The 19,577-nt window shown below is 27.1% G+C and carries 19 protein-coding genes; 7 read left to right on the top strand and 12 right to left on the bottom strand.

Annotated features, from left to right (window positions below; genetic code table 11):
• Nucleotides 1-83 precede the first annotated feature (83 nt).
• The 7 genes from ETU08_RS11635 to ETU08_RS11605 all read right to left on the bottom strand — a co-directional run bounded on the left by ETU08_RS11635 (nt 84) and on the right by ETU08_RS11605 (nt 6,680).
• Nucleotides 84-1,436: a UDP-N-acetylmuramate--L-alanine ligase gene (locus tag ETU08_RS11635; protein ID WP_146263208.1), complete on the bottom strand. Its 1,353-nt coding sequence runs from the start codon at nt 1,434-1,436 to the stop codon at nt 84-86.
• A 72-nt stretch (nt 1,437-1,508) separates the two neighbouring features.
• Nucleotides 1,509-2,321: a lysophospholipid acyltransferase family protein gene (locus ETU08_RS11630; protein WP_146263230.1), complete on the bottom strand. Its 813-nt coding sequence runs from the start codon at nt 2,319-2,321 to the stop codon at nt 1,509-1,511.
• Nucleotides 2,322-2,972: 651 nt separating this feature from the next.
• Nucleotides 2,973-4,067, bottom strand: a complete 1,095-nt coding sequence (locus ETU08_RS11625; RefSeq protein ID WP_146263207.1) for an AI-2E family transporter — start codon at nt 4,065-4,067, stop codon at nt 2,973-2,975.
• Between the two features lie 9 nt (nt 4,068-4,076).
• Nucleotides 4,077-4,418, bottom strand: coding sequence for an FtsB family cell division protein (locus ETU08_RS11620; RefSeq protein WP_146263206.1), 342 nt, complete (start codon nt 4,416-4,418; stop codon nt 4,077-4,079).
• 331 nt (nt 4,419-4,749) lie between these two features.
• A complete protein-coding gene (locus tag ETU08_RS11615) occupies nt 4,750-5,676 on the bottom strand; it encodes a dihydroorotate oxidase (RefSeq protein ID WP_146263229.1) in 927 nt (308 codons plus the stop codon).
• A gap of 73 nt (nt 5,677-5,749) precedes the next feature.
• Nucleotides 5,750-6,226, bottom strand: coding sequence for a hypothetical protein (locus tag ETU08_RS11610; protein ID WP_146263205.1), 477 nt, complete (start codon nt 6,224-6,226; stop codon nt 5,750-5,752).
• 49 nt (nt 6,227-6,275) lie between these two features.
• Nucleotides 6,276-6,680 (bottom strand): hypothetical protein, encoded by a 405-nt coding sequence (locus tag ETU08_RS11605; protein ID WP_146263204.1) that lies wholly within the window; start codon nt 6,678-6,680, stop codon nt 6,276-6,278.
• A 149-nt stretch (nt 6,681-6,829) separates the two neighbouring features.
• Here ETU08_RS11605 and typA point away from each other — a divergent pair, with 149 nt between their 5' ends.
• Nucleotides 6,830-8,590, top strand: a complete 1,761-nt coding sequence (gene typA / locus ETU08_RS11600) for a translational GTPase TypA (RefSeq protein ID WP_146263203.1) — start codon at nt 6,830-6,832, stop codon at nt 8,588-8,590.
• A gap of 47 nt (nt 8,591-8,637) precedes the next feature.
• On the opposite strand, the gene trxA is transcribed toward typA, so the two are convergent.
• Nucleotides 8,638-8,958, bottom strand: a complete 321-nt coding sequence (gene trxA / locus ETU08_RS11595) for a thioredoxin (RefSeq protein WP_146263202.1) — start codon at nt 8,956-8,958, stop codon at nt 8,638-8,640.
• A gap of 416 nt (nt 8,959-9,374) precedes the next feature.
• Between trxA and lipB the strand changes: the two genes are divergently transcribed.
• From lipB to ETU08_RS11580, 3 genes are all read left to right on the top strand, one after another.
• On the top strand, nt 9,375-10,085 hold the full coding sequence (lipB, locus tag ETU08_RS11590; protein ID WP_146263201.1) for a lipoyl(octanoyl) transferase LipB: 711 nt from the start codon (nt 9,375-9,377) through the stop codon (nt 10,083-10,085).
• A 114-nt stretch (nt 10,086-10,199) separates the two neighbouring features.
• Nucleotides 10,200-12,080 (top strand): DUF349 domain-containing protein, encoded by a 1,881-nt coding sequence (locus ETU08_RS11585; RefSeq protein ID WP_146263200.1) that lies wholly within the window; start codon nt 10,200-10,202, stop codon nt 12,078-12,080.
• A gap of 59 nt (nt 12,081-12,139) precedes the next feature.
• Nucleotides 12,140-13,768, top strand: a complete 1,629-nt coding sequence (locus tag ETU08_RS11580; RefSeq protein WP_146263199.1) for a M1 family metallopeptidase — start codon at nt 12,140-12,142, stop codon at nt 13,766-13,768.
• Between the two features lie 21 nt (nt 13,769-13,789).
• Here ETU08_RS11580 and gldD read toward each other — a convergent pair whose 3' ends face one another.
• The 3 genes from gldD to mutY are packed head-to-tail and all read right to left on the bottom strand — an operon-like array spanning nt 13,790 to nt 15,820.
• On the bottom strand, nt 13,790-14,371 hold the full coding sequence (gldD, locus tag ETU08_RS11575; RefSeq protein WP_146263198.1) for a gliding motility lipoprotein GldD: 582 nt from the start codon (nt 14,369-14,371) through the stop codon (nt 13,790-13,792).
• A gap of 41 nt (nt 14,372-14,412) precedes the next feature.
• Nucleotides 14,413-14,787 (bottom strand): single-stranded DNA-binding protein, encoded by a 375-nt coding sequence (locus ETU08_RS11570; protein WP_146263197.1) that lies wholly within the window; start codon nt 14,785-14,787, stop codon nt 14,413-14,415.
• Nucleotides 14,788-14,824: 37 nt separating this feature from the next.
• Complete coding sequence (mutY, locus tag ETU08_RS11565) at nt 14,825-15,820, bottom strand: A/G-specific adenine glycosylase (protein ID WP_185145326.1); 996 nt, start codon at nt 15,818-15,820, stop codon at nt 14,825-14,827.
• 97 nt (nt 15,821-15,917) lie between these two features.
• Between mutY and ETU08_RS11560 the strand changes: the two genes are divergently transcribed.
• The gene (locus tag ETU08_RS11560; protein WP_146263195.1) at nt 15,918-16,211 is read left to right on the top strand and encodes an HU family DNA-binding protein; all 294 of its coding nucleotides are present in this window, start codon (nt 15,918-15,920) and stop codon (nt 16,209-16,211) included.
• A gap of 275 nt (nt 16,212-16,486) precedes the next feature.
• Nucleotides 16,487-18,043 carry an Rne/Rng family ribonuclease gene (locus tag ETU08_RS11555; RefSeq protein WP_146263194.1) on the top strand — a complete coding sequence of 519 codons (1,557 nt, stop codon included), beginning with the start codon at nt 16,487-16,489 and terminating at the stop codon, nt 18,041-18,043.
• Nucleotides 18,044-18,062: 19 nt separating this feature from the next.
• Here the strand turns inward: ETU08_RS11555 and ETU08_RS11550 are convergent, their stop codons facing one another.
• On the bottom strand, nt 18,063-19,100 hold the full coding sequence (locus tag ETU08_RS11550) for an acyl-CoA reductase (protein ID WP_146263193.1): 1,038 nt from the start codon (nt 19,098-19,100) through the stop codon (nt 18,063-18,065).
• Nucleotides 19,101-19,166: 66 nt separating this feature from the next.
• Here ETU08_RS11550 and ETU08_RS11545 point away from each other — a divergent pair, with 66 nt between their 5' ends.
• The gene (locus tag ETU08_RS11545; RefSeq protein WP_146263192.1) at nt 19,167-19,514 is read left to right on the top strand and encodes a 4Fe-4S dicluster domain-containing protein; all 348 of its coding nucleotides are present in this window, start codon (nt 19,167-19,169) and stop codon (nt 19,512-19,514) included.
• Nucleotides 19,515-19,577 lie beyond the last annotated feature (63 nt).

Below are 19,577 nucleotides of genomic sequence, written 5' to 3'. Positions count from 1 at the left end.
ACGCTACTAAAATTATTAGATTGATTCCCAATTCTTGTAATTATTGAAGTTCTTTTAAATATAATATTTTAAATTTTAAACATTCATTTACATTTAAATATGTTATCTAAATCCATTCCTGCATAGCTTCCTGAACTCATCATTAAAAAAACTGTATTCGTTGTATTTAGACTTGATAAATAGTTACTTAATCCTTTAGGATCCGTAAAAATTTTAAGTTTATTGTTTTGAAATGATTTTTTGATTAATTCTTCTGAAATTGGTTGTAACCTTTTTATTTCAACAGCTTCCTGACTGTAAAAAACAATAGCTTCATCTGCATCATCCAAAGCTCCACTGTACTGATTTAAAAATTCTGGATTTAATGAACTGTAGGTATGCAACTCTAAACAAGCCACTAAGCGTCTATTTTTATAATTTTCTTTAACCGCCTGAACAGTTGCAGAAACTTTTGATGGTGCATGTGCAAAATCTTTAAAAACTAGAAAATTTTCATTTTCATAAATTTTTTCTAGTCTTCGAGAGGCTCCTTTAAAACTCATTATGGCTTCGTAGAATTCAATATCTTGTATTCCTAATTGGTTACAAATTAATCGTGCTCCTTCTAAATTGATTAGATTGTGTTTACCAAATATTGACAATTGTACCTCGCCTTCATGCGTTTGAAGATATACTTTTTCATTCTTTATACAGAAATCAGGGGTCTTATATGGGAATTTTTTAATGTATTTATCTGTTTTTTCTACTACTTCCAATACTTCGGAATCTTCTTCGTTGTAAATTAATACCCCCCCATCACTAATTGAGTTTACAAATTCTATAAATTGTTGTTTATAAATATCAAAAGTTGGAAAAACATTAATATGATCCCAAGCGATACCACTTAATAAAGCTATATTGGGTTTATAATGTAAAAATTTGGATCTTCTATCTATAGGTGAAGATAAGTATTCATCACCTTCCAATAGCACAAAATCATTTTCTTTTGTTAGTTTTACCATTGTATCAAAGCCCTCTAACTGGGCTCCAACCATATAATCTACATTTTTATCATGATATTTTAATACATGCAATATCATTGAAGTGATGGTAGTTTTACCATGTGATCCGGCTATAACTACCCTAGTTTTATTTTTTGTTTGTTCAAATATAAATTCGGGATAAGAATATATTTTAAGACCTATTTCTTTTGCTTTTTTTAATTCAGGATTATCTGGATGGGCATGCATTCCCAATATAATTGCATCTAAATCTGAAGTGATTTTATCTGGATACCAACCTAACTCTTTAGGCAAAATTCCATGATTTTTTAATCGGGAAAAGGAAGGCTCAAAAATTGCATCGTCCGAACCGGAAATTTCATATCCTTTCTGTGCTAATGCTAATGCTAAATTATGCATAGCACTACCTCCAATTGCAATAAAATGTATTTTCATTTGAATTTTAATGTAAACAAATATAACGGTTAAAAACTAAGAACTAAGATTTATTATTTTATATATTAAAAATTAAAATTCAAAAAATGGACGTGTTTTTTCTTCTTCTCTTTCCGCCTCTAATTCTTCAACGGTTTTAACTTTTAAGTATTTAGGATCTTGTTCAATTGCATTCATAATTTTATCTAAAATCATGTTTGCATCCTCATTTTCATAATCAATTTCTATGGGAGCCTTAAAGGTCATCTTAGGTTCTACTCCCCTCTTTTTTACAATCAAACCTTTTTTATCAAAAGCTCTTCTAAATCCATCGATAACAACAGGTATAACTATAGGCTTATTTTTTTGTATAATTTTTGCAGAACCTTTTCTACCGGGAGACCATGGTTTAGTCGTTCCTTGAGGAAAAGTTATCACCCAACCACTATCCAATGCTTTTAGAATATTATCAATTTCAGACATGTCCACCATTCTATTCACACTTTTGCCAGCATCTCTCCACGTTCTTTTTACAGTAATAGCTCCCGCTAATGCAAATAATTTGGACAATATTCCTTTATTCATGGTTTCTTTAGCGGCAACATAGTATAAATCCACTTTTGGATCAAGTAAGTATATCGGATTTTTCAAGGTATCTATATAGCCATGTTTTACCGCGCAAAATACATGGTACATGGCAAAAACATCTGCAAAATAAGTTTGGTGATTAGATACAAAAAGAACATTTCTATCAGGCAAATTGACTAAATTTTCCGTCCCTTTTATTTTTAGTTTATTAAATCCATTGAAACGATTATAAGATATTGTTCCAAAAACGAATATTAGCAATCTTTTAAATATAAACCAATAACCAAAGGCATCTCTAAATATTCTTTTTTTCTTTATTTTCTTTTCCATTTATATCGTGATATTCTTAAAAGGTTACAAATATATTACATTATTTATTGATTTTAAATTCAATAAAATTTAATCAACTACCATATTTTTGTATCTATATTGTTAATATTTAAGATATACATTATTATATAATACAATATATAGTTATCTGTTATTTTTTCATTAGTGATTTTACATATATATTTTTATAAATTTATTTTTAATCAATTTAAGATCAATCAATAAAACTGGTTTTAATAAATACAATCCTATAATAAATCCTTAAACTTTTTTTTCAAAATTACAAGCATATTTTTTTCTAACTATTTCATGATTGGATTTTGGTATAACTTATGAATTTGAATTTGAATATGTCGAGGGAACTATATTTGGCTTGAATTCCAATCGTAATTTATCTATTAATATAAATAATATTATAAGATTTAATTTGCTTGTATTAAAGCATTTTAATTTGTCATTTAATTGAAATGAATAATTTACCTAATTTGTTAAGATATAATTGAAAAACTGTCAATAACACCCAGGCTTTATTTGTTTTACTAAGATGGTTAGATGCTTTAAATATGCAAGATATATTATCAATGAATATAACAAATGTTACATTTATTACAAATTAATTAAAATTAAATAACATAAAAATTATAAATTTTTAGTAATTGCTTGAACAATTTTAAACTTACTAAAAAAACTTTTAAGGATTACTCTTAAAACTGTATAGCCCGGAATAGCAAAGATTACTCCTAGAATTCCAAAAAGAACCCCAAATATTAACATAACTAAAAAAATTTCCAATGGATGTGATTTTATACTTTTTGCATAAATCAATGGTTGAAAAATTGCATTATCCATCAATTGAGCAATAAAATAAAGAATACTTATCCAAAAAATATTAGTGGTGATCTGTGTATTAAAATCCATACCTAAAGAAAACATACTGCTTATACTTAATAAATTTATTACAAAAAAACCTATCAATGGCCCTAAATAGGGTATTAAATTTAAAGTTGCACAGAACAAAGCAATAATAATCATATTTTCAACTTTGAATATACCTAATATGATTATATACAATATAAACATCGAAAATGTTTGCAGGGATAATCCTAAAAAATATCTGGTTAATAATGTTTTTATATTTGTAATCGCTTCAACTACTTTATCCGTATCATTAGTTGGAGCAGCTCCAATTATAATTCTATTAAATAAATCTTTTTCTCTCAAAAAGAAAAATGTAATAAATATGATAGAAAAAATTGACACTCCAATTTCAGCTATAAACGAAAAGCCACTTTGAAGTGTTTCTTTATGAATTTTAAATGCATATTGTGGCATAAATAATTGTCTGTAATTCCCATCAAACAAATAAATATGCTTGCTTTTTAAAGCTTCATCAATTAACTTAATCTGTTTAGTTATGGTATCTTGCAATTGATTGGTATCCAACAAAGAGAGATTCCCTGCCTGATTTATTGCCAATGGTATAAACAAACTAAAAAAAATAGTTAAAATTCCAAGCATAACAAACATGGTTGTAAATGCTGAAATGGTTTTAGATATATGTAATTTTTCATTTAAAAAATTCATTAAAGGTCTTCCCATTAACGAAAATGCGAACGAGATAAATATATATCCAACAATATAACGAACTTTCCATAACAGAAACACCAATAGAGTAGAAATTACTATAACTGTAAACGCACTTAATATACCTTTACTAATTTCTTTATAATTCATATAGATAGATTATTTTTTTATAGTGTTAGAGTCTTGGATAATAATAAAAATGTCTTCATTTTTACGTTTAAAAAAATAATTCTCTCTAGCATATCTTTCCCTAGCATCTTTGTTATATTTTAAATTCGTGTATTGCGCATGCTCTGAATCTAATTTCGATTTATAATAAGATTTTTCATGTTTTATTTTTGATAGCTCCTTATTAAGCTCCCTGTGTGTTAAATAGGAATTCGTATCAAAAAATATCATCCACACAATAAAAATTGATAATAATATAATGTAGATACTTGAGTACCATTTTTGGGAACCAGATACGTATCTTCTATATAATTTATGTCTAATTTTTTTCATAATTCAATCGGCTCCTAATAAGGCTATTTATCTTTTAATTAAGAATATTTAAAATTCAAAATCTGTTTATAAAATTATAATTTAAACATTTACAATGTATAAGTGAAATCGTAATCATTTTAAATAATTACATTTCAATCATATTTAAACTTAAAATAAACCTTGTTATTGCTACAATAATTAAGTATAATTAAATATTATTTTAAAAAGTAAATACCTAAAACACTTTCATTCTTTAATTAAATGTAACTTTAGGTTGATTTATAATTGATTTAAATTAATATTTAAATCAATTTCTTGAAAATATATAATCTTTAAATACTCTAAGGAATTATAATTCTTTAAGCGAACCTCTAAAATCTTCGATATTTTTATAGCCCTTAGTTTGCATAATTTCTTTAAGTTCCAAAATTAATCTTTGAAATGCATCGGTTCCTTCTTTCATTAATTGTGTCCCTACTTGTACCATAGAGGCACCACATAATAGATGCTCAAAGACATCTCTACCGTTTTCTACTCCTCCACATCCAATTATAGCTATATCATTTCTCAATAATTTATAAAACATTCGGACATTTGCTAGGGCGGTTGGCTTTACATATGCACCACCGATTCCTCCAAATCCTCCTTTAGGCTTAATTACAACAGTCTCATTATCAATAAAAAGAGCATTCCCAATACTATTAATACAGGTAACAAACTTTAATGGAAATTTATTCAATATTTCAGCCATCATTTCAAAATGAACCATGTCAAAATACGGTGGTAATTTTACACCCAAAGGCTTTTTATATAAAGAAAATACATCTTCTAAAACAACTTTTGTTCTATCAAAATCATAAGCGGTTTGTGGCTTTCCGGGTATATTTGGACATGATAAATTTAGTTCTACTAAACCCTTAAAGTCAGAATTTTGAATTTGCTTTAACATTTCCATATTTTCTTCCAAGCTTAAACCAGCTAAAGAAAAGAAAACATTTTTATTGTTACGATTATTCTCGTTCAAAACATAATCTAGATAAAAATCAAAACCTAAATTTGGCAATCCCATGGAATTTATACTACCTAATTTTAAATCTATATATCTAGGTGATGGATTTCCTTCACGCGGCTGAAGTGTGCAACTTTTAGTTATAAATGTACCAGATTCTGAAGCTCCTAAAACCTCTAATTCATCAAAAGTCATACATTTAACCCCGGAGGCATTCATTAAACAATTAGTGAAGATTCTTTCGGAGATTTTAGATTCTAAATTTATCATTGATTTCATTTTTGCAAATATCTAAAATATAATTTTTTATATTTAAAAAAATTATTAAATATTAAATAATTTATTGATAATGAAATACAGTTACATAAATGGTAAGACTTTCCCCCTCTGAAGTTCTTGCAAATTTCTCAACCCCTGATTCCAATTTATAATCAACATTATTTAAATAATTTATTATTTTTTCTTGATCTTCTTTCTTCAAAAAACCAATATCATATCCTTCTTCGTTTAATACTAATATAGTATTTGAATTCCCTCTTTTTTCTAATTCAAAAGATACCTCACTATAACTATTCATATCCATTAAAAGCATTTGTCTGTTCCTACTCGTTTTTTTTGCTCCTTCTAATGAACCTTCAAGCCTAAATTGATGTTCTTCTATCTCTACAAAGCTCTTCTCTTTTAAGGGTATGTTAATGCCCTCTTTTGTAAATTCATTATTTAACTGAGATGAATTCTTTTTTTTGGTTCTCTTAAATAGAAAAAATATTAGAATTCCAAGTAATAATAAAATTCCTAAAACACTATAAATTTGCATGAATTTATTTTTTTATAAAACAATACATCAAAACAATACATCTATAAGATTAATAAGCAGCACTTTCCACAAGTTTCATATACCAATTTTCTAATTGCTTTTGTTCAGAGTTAGATAATTTACTTTTTATTTGTAAAAATTCTGTATCAATTTCAATAGATTTATGTTGAAGCTCAATTTCTTTATCTAGATTTTTATCTTTAGCTGCTTTATAAACTTCTTCGTAATAAGCTTTTGTTTTATTAATAAATTTATTGACCTCGGCATTTGAAAATTGTGGAACTTCAGAAATAATTGGGTCTAGAGCAATTTCACTATCAGAGATATTGAGTTCACTAGAATCTTTATTTTCAGATAATTTTTCTACTTTATTTTCCTTAATATTAGTTTTTTTTTCACAGTTAAAGAATAGAAAAAAAAAGACCGTTAATAAATAAGCGTAAAATATTTTCATAACTATAATTAATTTTTTAATCAAAAATACGTAAAAAGAATGAATCAAATTTTTTATAAATTCTAATTAAAAATACTAAAATTAAAGATATATCAAACTTTATTTAGCAATAAAATATGCTACATTTGCATTGAATTTTAATTATATATATGCAATCAATCAGAAATGTAGCAATTATTGCCCACGTAGACCATGGAAAAACAACTTTAGTAGATAAGATTATTCAGGCCTGTCACGTAGTAGAAAAAAATGACGGAGATTTAATTTTAGATAATAATGATCTTGAGAGAGAAAGAGGCATTACAATTTTATCTAAAAACGTATCAGTGAATTACAACGGAGTTAAAATTAATATTATTGACACTCCTGGACACGCTGATTTCGGAGGTGAGGTTGAAAGGGTATTAAAAATGGCTGATGGAGTGCTACTGTTAGTAGATGCTTTTGAGGGTCCAATGCCTCAAACACGATTTGTACTTGGAAAAGCAATAGAATTAGGTTTAAAACCAATTGTTGTAATAAATAAAGTTGATAAAGAAAATTGTCAACCGGAGCATGTTCATGATCAGGTATTTGAATTGATGTTTAATTTAGATGCTACAGAAGATCAACTTGACTTTCAAACGGTATATGGATCATCCAAACAGGGTTGGATGTCTGGAGATTATAAACAACCTACAGATAATATTACCTATCTATTAGATAAAATTATTGAATTAATACCTGAAGCCCCTTACGTTGAAGGTACTCCTCAAATGCAGATAACTTCTCTGGATTTTTCAAGCTTTGTAGGTAAAATTGCTATTGGTAGAGTTTATAGAGGAGATTTGGTTGCTGGCAAAGATTATATTTTATGCCAAGATAACAATCAAAACAAGAAAATACGCATAAAAGAGTTGCAAGTTTTTGAAGGCTTGGGTAGAAAAGCAGTGGAAAATGTACGAAGTGGAGATTTATGTGCTATCGTTGGTATAGAAAGTTTTGATATAGGTGACACTATTGCGGATTTAAATAATCCTGAAGCTTTACCTAGAATTTCTATTGACGAACCAACCATGAGTATGTTATTCACTATTAACACCTCTCCATTCTTTGGTAAAGAAGGTAAATATGTTACCTCTAGGCATTTAAGAGATCGCCTGATGAAAGAAACAGAAATAAATTTAGCTTTAAGAGTGGAAGAGACTGATTCTGAAGATAAATTCAACGTTTATGGTAGAGGGATTCTTCACTTATCTGTCTTAATTGAAACCATGAGAAGAGAAGGATATGAATTGCAAGTAGGTCGGCCTAGAGTTACTATAAAAGAAATTGATGGAGTAAAACAGGAGCCATACGAACATTTAGTTATAGATGTACCTTCGGAAGTTTCAGGAAAAGCAATAGAATTAGTTACCCAAAGAAAAGGGGAATTAAAAGTAATGGAGCCTAAAGGAGATTTACAACATTTAGAATTTGATATATCTTCAAGAGGATTAATCGGTCTTAGAAATTTAATATTAACGGCTACTTCTGGCGAGGCTATCATTAATCATAGATTTAAAGATTACCAACCCATGAAAGATATAATACCTCAAAGACAAAACGGATCATTAGTGTCATCAGAAACCGGACAAGCGTTGGCTTATGCGATCGATCGATTACAAGATAGAGGTAAATTTTTTATTGAACCCGGGGATCAAATTTATAAAGGTCAAATTGTTGGAGAACATTCCAGAGATAATGATTTAGAGGTTAATTTAATAAAAGGAAAAAAATTAACCAATGTTAGAGCTTCGGGTACTGACCAAGCTGCTAAAATCTTTCCTAAAGTAGAGTTTTCTTTAGAAGAATCTATGGAGTATATAAAGGATGATGAGTATCTTGAAATTACACCAAAAAGTCTAAGAATGAGAAAAATTAATTCCTAGTATAGAACTATAAAAAACACCTGATAAATCAGGTGTTTTTTTACTATTTACTTAATTATATTTTGAATTTTTTCAACTAAAGCCTCTTTCGGTTGTGCTCCTACTACTTTTTCCACCAATTGACCATCCTTAAAAAATAATAAAGTCGGAATATTTCTAATTCCATATTCTACAGGAGTATTTTGATTAGCGTCAATATCAATCTTCACAACTTTTAATTTACCTTTAAATTCTTCAGATAATTCATCAATTACAGGAGACAAACTTCTACAAGGACCACACCATTCAGCCCAAAAATCTACCAATACAGGTTCATTGGAATCAATTACTTCATTTTTAAATGTTTGATCATTAATTTCTAAAGCCATAATCTTATTTATTTTTAGTTTATAATATAATTTTGTTAAACAAATATAACTTAATTTAAAATAATAAGTTATATAATTTATAAAGATGCCTAAACTCAATTTTAAATGATGGGATTTATCATGAATACGCAAGGCTTAATAAGATTATAAATTTATTTAGTAAAAAAAATGTTTTATTTTTATTTGTTTATTAAAAATTTAGTTATATTTGCACCAATAATTAGTCGTTCTTTAATAAAGTTTTTTAGTGTTAATTAAGCCCTTTCAATTTTATATTGAAAGGGTTTTTTTATTCTTTTTAGAATTTCTCTACTTTGTTAAACAAAAAACTTAAATTAATACAAACAAAAATTAATGATAGTAAAATACCATAATTATTAACACCACATATTAATTTGTATTATTATTTTTGTTAGATGAACGTTATTAAAAACCATGAAGTCTGCTTTAAAGATTTAGAATATATAAGTTATTCGGATGCCCTATTACAACAAGAAAATTACTTGAATTCAATAATTGATAAAAAAATTATAAGAAAAAAAGAAAATTTAGTAAATCTTATTACTCCAAATTATTTTTTATTCGCCATGCATCCACATGTATATACACTTGGAAAAAATGGTGATATTTCAAATTTATTAATTAATCATCAGCAATTAGAAAATATTCAAGCCGAATTTTATAGAACTAGTAGAGGTGGCGATATTACCTATCATGGTCCGGGACAGATTGTCGGTTACCCTATTTTAGACTTGGATAATTTTTTTAATGATCTTCATAAATATATGCGATTGTTAGAAGAAATTATTATTAAAACAATCAAAGTTTATGGTATAAAAGGAGAAAGATCCTCAGGTGAAACAGGGGTTTGGATTGACGCAGGAAAGCCTTTTGCTAGAAAAATTTGCGCCATAGGCGTACGTATCAGTCGTTGGGTTACAATGCATGGTTTTGCATTAAATGTTAACCCAGATTTGTCTTATTTCACAAATATTGTTCCCTGTGGTATTATAAACAAAGGGGTAACTTCTATAGAACAAGAATTAAATAAAACCCTTGATTTACAAGAAGTAAAAAATAACATCAAGAAAAATTTTTCTGAAGTTTTTGATGTTGAATGGATATAATATTAACACAATAATATTTTCTTTTATATTATAGTTTAAATTATTTTCAAATAACACTAAATTAGTTTCATAACTTATACATATTTTTTTTATTTTTGTTTAAATTCGTAAAAATTGAAAAAAATCATGGGAACTGAATTGGATAGCCTGCAAAATGCAGAAGATAATGTGTCTAAAGATTTAAATTCTAATACTTCTACCAACGAAAATCTTGACAATCTTAATTATGTAAGAGAATCTAACAATGATAAAGAATGCACAATATCTGAAGAAGAATATGAAACATTCCCATTAGAAAAATTAATTGATAAATTTCAAGAATTAATAAATAAATTTCCAATCCATAAAATTGGTGAACCTGTTAACATTATCAAAGAGATATTTTTAAAAAAGTATGAGGAAGAGGAAAAGGATCGTAAAGAAAAATTTATTCTCGCTGGTGGAGATGAGTTAAATTATCAACCCAATACTATTTTAAAAAGTAGATTTAATTCAATTTATAATGATTATAAAACTACACTAAACTCTTTCTATAAAGATCAAGAAAAAATTGAACAAGTAAATTTAGATAAGAGATTAGAAATAATTGAAAATTTAAAGGATCTTTATACCCAGCCCATTGAGTCTATTGGTACATTTTTTAGAAAATTTAAGTCTATAAAGGAGGAATGGCACAACGCTGGTAGAATTTCTAAATTAAAAGCTGGAGATACATTTAAAACCTATTTTCACCATCTAGAAAATGTTCATGAATTTATACGCATGAATAAGGAGTTGGAGGAACTAAATTATGCACATAATCTTGAACAAAGAAATGCTATTATTAATAGAGCCAAAGAACTAGTAACTGAACCTAGCATTCAAAAAGCACTAAACGAGCTTCAATACTTACATAAACTTTGGAAAGAACAAGCCGAACCAGTTTCTGAAGAATTTAGAGAAAGTACTTGGATTGAATTTAAAGATATTACTCAAATAATTCACAATAGAAAATCTGAGTTGTTTGAAAAAATAAAACTTGAACAAGAATCTAATCTTAAAATCAAACAATCTATAATTAAAGAATTAGAAAAAATAATTTCTAATGATAGTAATAATCTTACCTTTTGGAATAATAATGCAACAAAAATTGAAGAATTAAGAGAAAACTTTTTTTCAACAGGTAGAGTACCCAAAGAAAATAGCACTGAAATCTGGCAACAATTCAAAAAAATAATACAGGAAATCAATCATAAAAAAAATATTTTTTATAGAAATTTAAAAAAAGTTCAACAAGAGAATCTTTTAAAGAAGAATGAACTTTTAGAAATAGCTATGGCTAATAAAGATATTGAAGATTGGGAGACTGGATTAAACTTATTTAAAAAAATTCAAGAAGATTGGAAAAAAATAGGTCATGTACCAAGAAAAAACTCTGATCAGATTTGGAAAGATTTCAGAGAAAATTGCAATTATTTCTTTGAAAGATATAAACAGCGAAATATCAAAGTTAACGAAGAGTGGATTGAAAATCTCGAAAAAAAGAAGTTATTACTTAATGAATTGAACGAATTAAATAATAATACTGATTCTGAGAATATTTTATCTAAAATTAATGAATTTAGTATTAAGTGGAATTCTATAGGCAAAGTTCCTAAAGAAAATATAAATATAAATTCAGAATTTAATCAAACGGTTAAAAGCATCATTAAAAAGTTTGATATTGAAAAGAATAAGGTTGATGAAATGTTCCTAAATATTAAAATTGAAGAATATAAAAACACTAACAATTCCAAACAATTTGACGACAATTTAAAGTCTTTAAAAAAAGAAATTCAAGATTTAGAACAGGAAGTTGTTCAGTTAGAAAATAATTTATCTTTCTTCTCAAATGCAAAAGCTGATAATCCTTTATTGAAAAATGTTCTTGGAAATATAAATTCAAAAAAAGATAAAATTAAAGAACTAAAATTAGTATATACTAAATTATTACATACAAATCCAGAAGATAACTAAATTTTATAATCATTTTTTTAAGTGATTGATTTTAATATTAGGGTATTAAATTTTTATTAATGAAAAAAATATTTTTATTATTACTTATATTACCATCAATAATATATGGACAAAATATTTCTCATTCCTATACAAAAATTGATACTCTAATAGGATCAAATACTGAATACAGAGATTGGTGGGACGTAAAAAAATATATCTTAACAGTTGAACCTGATATAATATCGAAATCACTTCAGGGAACTAACGAGATTATTTTTGATAGTAAAGCTGTTGGAACTATGCAATTAGACTTGCAAGAACCCATGCAAATCGATGAAATTTTCACTGATAATAATACAAAACTATCCTTTACTAAAGATGGAGATATTTACCTAATCGATCTTAAAGGACATATAAAAGATTATTCTTCAAATAATAAAATTTTAATAAAATTTAGCGGTAAACCTAAATTAGCCAATAATCCACCCTGGGATGGTGGATGGATATTTACAAATGATAATGATAATAATCCTTGGGTTACTGTTGCATGTGAAGGCATAGGTGCTAGTGTATGGTTTCCATGTAAGGAATATCTTGGAGATAAAATAGATGGAGGTATGGAACTATCCATAATCACGAATCAAAAAGGAGTTGGTAATGGAAAGTTAATATCTAATTCTAGCATTAATAAAACTAAAAATATATACACCTGGAATATTTCAAACCCTATAAGTAATTACAATATTATTCCATATATAGGAAACTATGTGAATTTTTTAGATACCTATAATGGCTTAAAAGGTAAATTAACTTTAAATTATTGGGTTTTACCATCTAATTTAGAAAAAGCTAAAGATCATTTTTCTCAGGTTAAAAAAATGCTAAAAGCTTTTGAATATTGGCTTGGCCCCTACCCTTTTTACGAAGATGGATATAAACTTGTTGAAACCCCTTATTTAGGTATGGAACATCAAAGCGGTATAGCTTATGGAAATCAATATCTAAATGGTTATTTAGGCAATGATTTAAGTAATACTGATGTAGGTTTGAATTGGGACTATATCATAGTTCATGAATCTGGTCATGAATGGTTCGGAAATAGCATTACCTGTAAAGACCTGGCTGATATGTGGATTCATGAAGCATTTACAACTTATACAGAAACTTTATTTACAGAATATTTTTATGGTAAAGATAAAGCAAATGAATATATCATCGGACAAAGAAACTTAATTGAAAACGAACATCCAATAATCGGTAATTATGGAGTAAGGGAGAAAGGAAGTGTTGATATGTATTTTAAAGGTGCTAATATGATACATACAATTCGACAGGTAATAAACAATGATTCCATCTTTAGAGATATACTAATCGGGCTGAATAAAGAATTCTATCATCAAACAGTAAGCTCCAAGCAAATAGAAAATTATATATCTGAAAAATCCGGAATAGATTTTTCTAAGGTGTTCGATCAATACTTACGTACAACCAACATTCCAACACTAGAATATTATCAAAAAGGAAATGAATTAATTTATAGATGGAACTATGTTGTTCCGGAATTTACAATGAATATTAAAACTTCATTAGGTAATTTAAAACCCAGTTCAAATTGGAAGAGGATGAGAATGCCTAAGAATTCATCTTTATATGATTTTAAAGTAGATAAAAATTACTATATAAATACAATAAATACAACTAGATGATTTATGAATTTAAAAATTATACTATTTCCAAGTAGTTGTTTCAATCATCTTAATAATATCTCTTTCAACATAATCAATAGCAGGGCTTAAAGAATCAGGTTTTGGTTGAACTCTGAAATAAAGATTTCCAGAAATAAAATTATGTATACTATCCGTCACGTAAAATTGAATATTAGAAGCTGATTCCCCACCTATCTTATATAAATTTCCATAAACTTTTTTCTCAGGATACATAAAAGATTTAGTATTGATTGAATTAGCTTTAATCGTGTGTTCATAGACCAAACGCTGAGCTTCTTTAATTAAAGAGTTTAAATCATTATTTACACTAGAATAAGTTATATATACGGTCGCCTTCATATTAGGATAATAAAAGTTAAACCAACAAGGTTCCTTTCTATCCTTAATAACTAATAAATCTGAATATTCAAATTCAAAGGGACAATTGGGAGGAGAAAATAATTTATATTTAGGATTAGGATATTCTAAACGTACTTGACCTATAGGTTTTGGTATATAATCATGATCCTTACAACCGTTAAGTACAAATACTATTGCAAATAATACAACTAAATTAAATTTAGATTTTTTAGATAGAAACATTATAAGATATAAATTCTTATTAAAAGTAACAGAAAATTTTATTAATCATCTAAATCCATTGAATTTTCTAAAGGTTTACCGATTAAATTGGATAAAAAAAGTACATTATCTGCAATTACTTCAGTAACATGTTTAGTAACACCATTATCATCAAACTTTCGGGTTTTCAATTTACCTTCGATATAAACTTTACTTCCCTTTTTAAGGAATTTTTCACAAAGCTCAGCTAATTTATTTCTAGCGGTAATATTATGCCAATCCGTAACATCTACTTTTTCACCAGTATCTCTATTTATATAGCTTTCAGAAGTTGCAACAGGAAAGTTTACAACCATATTGCCATCATTAAATTTATGAGACTTTACATCAGTTCCCAAATTACCAACTAAAATTACCTTATTAACAGATGTACTCATTATATGATTTTGTAATAGCAACAAATGTAATAAAAAATTAGTTGAAAAATAAATAATTTTCCAATGGTTTAGGAAACGCTAAGCTATTTATCTCATTTTTATAAATAATTTTAGCTTTTAAAATTTTGGATAACTTAAAAAAATCATTTTCACTTACTCTATGCATATGTATGTAAATGTATAGATCTATATGACTTAACTGATGTTTAATACTGTATATACCATCAGAATCAAAATTTTCAAATAAATTTTTTTTATAGATAGGAAATTCGTATAAACCTTTCCAAATTGAACTATTGTCTCTTTTTATAACTAATAATTGATCATTACAAGTGATGTGAACGTAATTTATTATTTTTTCTGTTCTCTTAATCATCGACTTATTAATGGGTAATATATTTTGATTAGAATTTTTAAAAGCCAAACATTCCATATATATAGGACAAATTTCACAATTCGGTTTTTTAGGTATACAAATTAATGAACCAAAATCCATGATTGATTGATTAAAATCACCAGGATTATTTGGCATCACTGCTTTTAATAAATTAAAGAAATAATTGAACGTCGTTTGTTTTGAAATATCTTTATTAGAATTAAATATCCTAGAATAAACCCGAAAAGCATTTCCATCAATAGCAGGAATCTTTTCATGAAAAGATATTGAAGCTATAGCAGCTGCAGTATATTTTCCAACCCCTTTTAACTTCAAAATCTCTTGAAATGTATTTGGAAATATATTATTTAAATCTTTAAAGATATATTTAGCTGATAAATGTATATTATGTGCTCTTGAATAATACCCTAACCCCTTCCATTGATTTAAAACTTGATCTTCAGATGCATTCGCTAAGCTTTCGATATCTGGAAATGTAGATATAAAATTATTATAATAATCAATTCCTTGATTTACACGTGTCTGTTGTAATATTATTTCAGAGATCCAAATGTTATACGGATGAGTAGTTTTTCTCCAAGGCAACTGTCGTTTATTTGTCTGATACCACTTATCTAAAAGACTAATAAAATTCACTCTTTTAAAGATTTATACATTTATTTTTTCAAAAATAATATTATATTTGCAAACTCAAAATTAAAACTTAAGTAAAGAAAAATAATATTTTTGAAGAATGACAAAAGCTGACATCGTAAATTCAATTTCAAACAAAATTGGTCTCGAAAAATCTGAAATCCAAAAAGTTGTGGAAGTTTTTATGGACGATATAAAAACTGCAATGGCCAAAGGAGATAATGTTTACCTTAGAGGTTTTGGTACCTTTTTAATTAAAAAAAGAGCTGCTAAAACAGGTAGAAATATCTCAAAAAACACTGCTATAAAAATACCTGCTCATAATGTCCCAGCTTTTAAACCATCAAAGTCCTTTGTAGATAACATTAAAACCAATGTAAAGGTTACAAATTAAAATAAGTATAATCATAAATTCGTAATATTATGCCAAGCGGAAAAAAAAGAAAACGTCATAAGGTAGCAACCCATAAAAGAAAAAAGAGAAGAAGACTTAACAGACACAAAAAGAAAAATAAATAATTTTTCCTTTTATTTTGTAAAGACATTTCACGTTTTTAGTTTAATTAAAATATTAAAGCATTCTTTACTAAAATTAATTATAGTTTAAGTAAAGAATGTTTTTATACAAACATATCTTTGTAATACAATAACTGTGGCGTAATTTAAAGAATGAGTAAAGAATTAATACTATCGTACGAAGAAGATAGAGTTAGAATTGTAATTTTAGAAAATGGTAGAATACAAGAATTGCATGAAGAGAATGTAGACGATCATTTTTCTGTTGGAGATATAGTTTATGGTAAAGTAAAAAAACTAGCTCCAAGTCTCAATGCTTGTTTTGTAAATATCGGTTACGAGAAAGATGCCTTTCTTCATTATCATGATCTAGGTCCACAAATTAAATCATCATTAAAATATTGCAAAGGTGTTTCACAAGGAAAAATAAATTCTCCCAAACTAAATTCTTTTTCTTTTGAAGAGGATATCGATAAGGATGGTGTTATACAAGACATTTTATCACCCAATCAAGAAATATTAGTTCAAGTAAGCAAAGAACCTATATCTACTAAAGGTCCTAGAATTTCTTCTGAAGTATCTCTTGCAGGAAGATATTTGGTTTTAATTCCTTTCTCTTCTAAAACTTCTATTTCTAGGAGCATTTCTACTCAAGAAGAAAAAAACAGATTAAAATCTATAGGTGAACAAATTCGTCCTAATGGTTTTGGATTAATTATACGTACGGTTGCAGAGAATAAAACGGTTGCAGAGTTGCAATCTGATTTACGTTATCTTCTTAACAAATGGAACAATATATGCTTTAAAAATATTAAGAAAGGAAAGCCTCCAGTTAAAATCTTAAGCGAATTAGATAAAGCATCCTCAATACTTAGAGATAATTTTAATGAAGATTTTGTAAATATTGTTTGTGACAATCAAGATTTAGTAGATGAAATCAAAGATTATTTAGAAATAATTGCTCCAGAAAAGGTTAAGCTAGTACAATACTATGATTCTCATATTCCTATCTTTGAGCACTACAATATTGACAAGCAAATTAAGCAGCTTTTTGGTAAGCATGTAAATATTTACCAAGCTAAAGGCGCTTACTTAATTATAGAACATACAGAAGCACTTCATGTCATTGATGTAAATTCTGGAAATGTTACTGCAAGCCTAAAATCACAGGAAGATTCAGCCCTACATATCAATAAATTAGCGGCTGCTGAAATTGCTAGACAATTAAGACTTAGAGATATTGGAGGTATTATTGTTGTTGATTTTATTGACATGACTTCATCTCAACACAAAAAAGAACTCTATGAGTATTTAAAAGAGGTTATGAGCATTGACAAGGCAAAACATAAAATCTTACCTCCTAGTAAATTTGGATTGGTACAAATTACTAGACAAAGGGTAAGACCTCAAAAACAAGTAAATACTTTAGAAAATAATCCTAATCCTGATGGTAAAATTGAATCCCCTATTGTATTAGTAGATAAAATTCAAGATCAAATACAATCATTGGTTCATTCCAAAAATAAACTTTTTCTACATGCCCATCCATTTGTATGTGCCTATTTAACCAAAGGAGTTAAAAGTATTAGAAACCAGTGGTTTCTAAAATATAAAAAATGGATACGTGTAATTCCTAGAGATGGATTTAAATATTTAGAATTTCAAGTACAAAATGATAAAAAGGAAATTTTGTACCAACATTCCAATTAATCATCCATGCAATAATTATTTAAATTTTAAGTAAAAATTTAATCGTATCTACACCGTCAGAATAATTATATAATTCAGGTTTTTGGGTATATCCGAAAGGAACAGTTTCTAACCCATTAATCTCATTGTTTAAAGATACAATACATTGTATATCATTAATGTTTTCCGAAATATATGTATTTATCTCTTTCTGATCTTTATAAAATTTAACATTCAAACTACCTATTGCACTGTATAAATTGTCTGATTCTTTTAATAAAATCAAATTATTATCCCAAAATTTATCTTTATTTAAAAGGTATATAGCCTTATTATAATCGTAATTATTTGCGTACTTGTTATGTCTAATCAAATCTTTATAAGATAAGAAAGATTCAAACAATTGATTTAGATTGTAATCTGCAGGAACTAACAATTGAGTTACATTTCTGCATCCTAAGCCAAAATATGTAAATACATCCTTAGCTAATTTTTCAAGATCCTCTTGTTTTTCGTTACCATTAATCACAGCGATTGAGGTTCTATTTTTTCTTATGATATGTGGAATATCCTTAAAGTAATATTCAAAATATCTAGCAGTGTTATTACTCCCTGTAGTAATAACAGCATCACAATCTTTAATAATTTCTACAAAACTAAAATCCAGATCATTACATGTTTCTTTCCATAGATTTAAGAAGAAAGGTATTAACACATTATCTTTAGATGAAAGTTTTATTTTTGTTTTATAACCTAATAATAAACAACATAAGCAATCATGGAATCCAACCATTGGAATATTCCCTGCTAAAACTAATCCAATAGTTTTATTTTTATTTTCATTTAATGAATATCTCGATAACCATTGATTTACGTTACTCTCTTCTAAAACTTTATTCCAATAATTTAATGCGTTAAAAATATTCTCTTGGGTAAACCAAGAATTTTTTTGTTCAGCCATAGAAATAACTCTATCAAAATCTTGAAATCTAGGGTTACCAGTATTTAAATGATTAAGGAATTGATTTAAAAAATTTCTTATTTCTGATATTGACTTAATTCTTGATTCTAAACTCATTTGCATTATAATCTATGTGAAAAAAAATGTATATTTTTGTACAAAAATAGAACTAAATAATTAAAAATGTCTATAATAATTACTGATGAGTGTATTAATTGTGGAGCTTGTGAACCTGAATGTCCCAATAATGCTATATATGAGGGGGCTGTAGATTGGAAAATGTCAGACGGTACAGATCTTTCCGGGCATGTTATAACTCCATCTGGACTTTCTATAGATGCTGATGCTCTTCAAAAACCTATTTCAGACGATGTTTATTTTATCGTGTCTGACAAATGTACAGAATGTCATGGATTTCATGAAGAACCTCAATGTGCAGCTGTTTGTCCAGTAGATTGTTGTATACCTGATGACAACCATAAAGAAACGGATGAACAACTACTTTCTAAGAAAAATTTCTTACACTCTTAAATTGTAAAGTGTAAAACTTGTTATTCTTATTTAAGCAAAGAATAACTATATTTAATAATTTTA

It is taken from the genome of Apibacter muscae (genome assembly GCF_007845635.1).
In the GTDB taxonomy this organism is placed as follows: domain Bacteria; phylum Bacteroidota; class Bacteroidia; order Flavobacteriales; family Weeksellaceae; genus Apibacter; species Apibacter muscae.
Note: the sequence above shows the minus strand (reverse complement) of the source record. Positions and strands in the feature narration are given on the sequence as shown.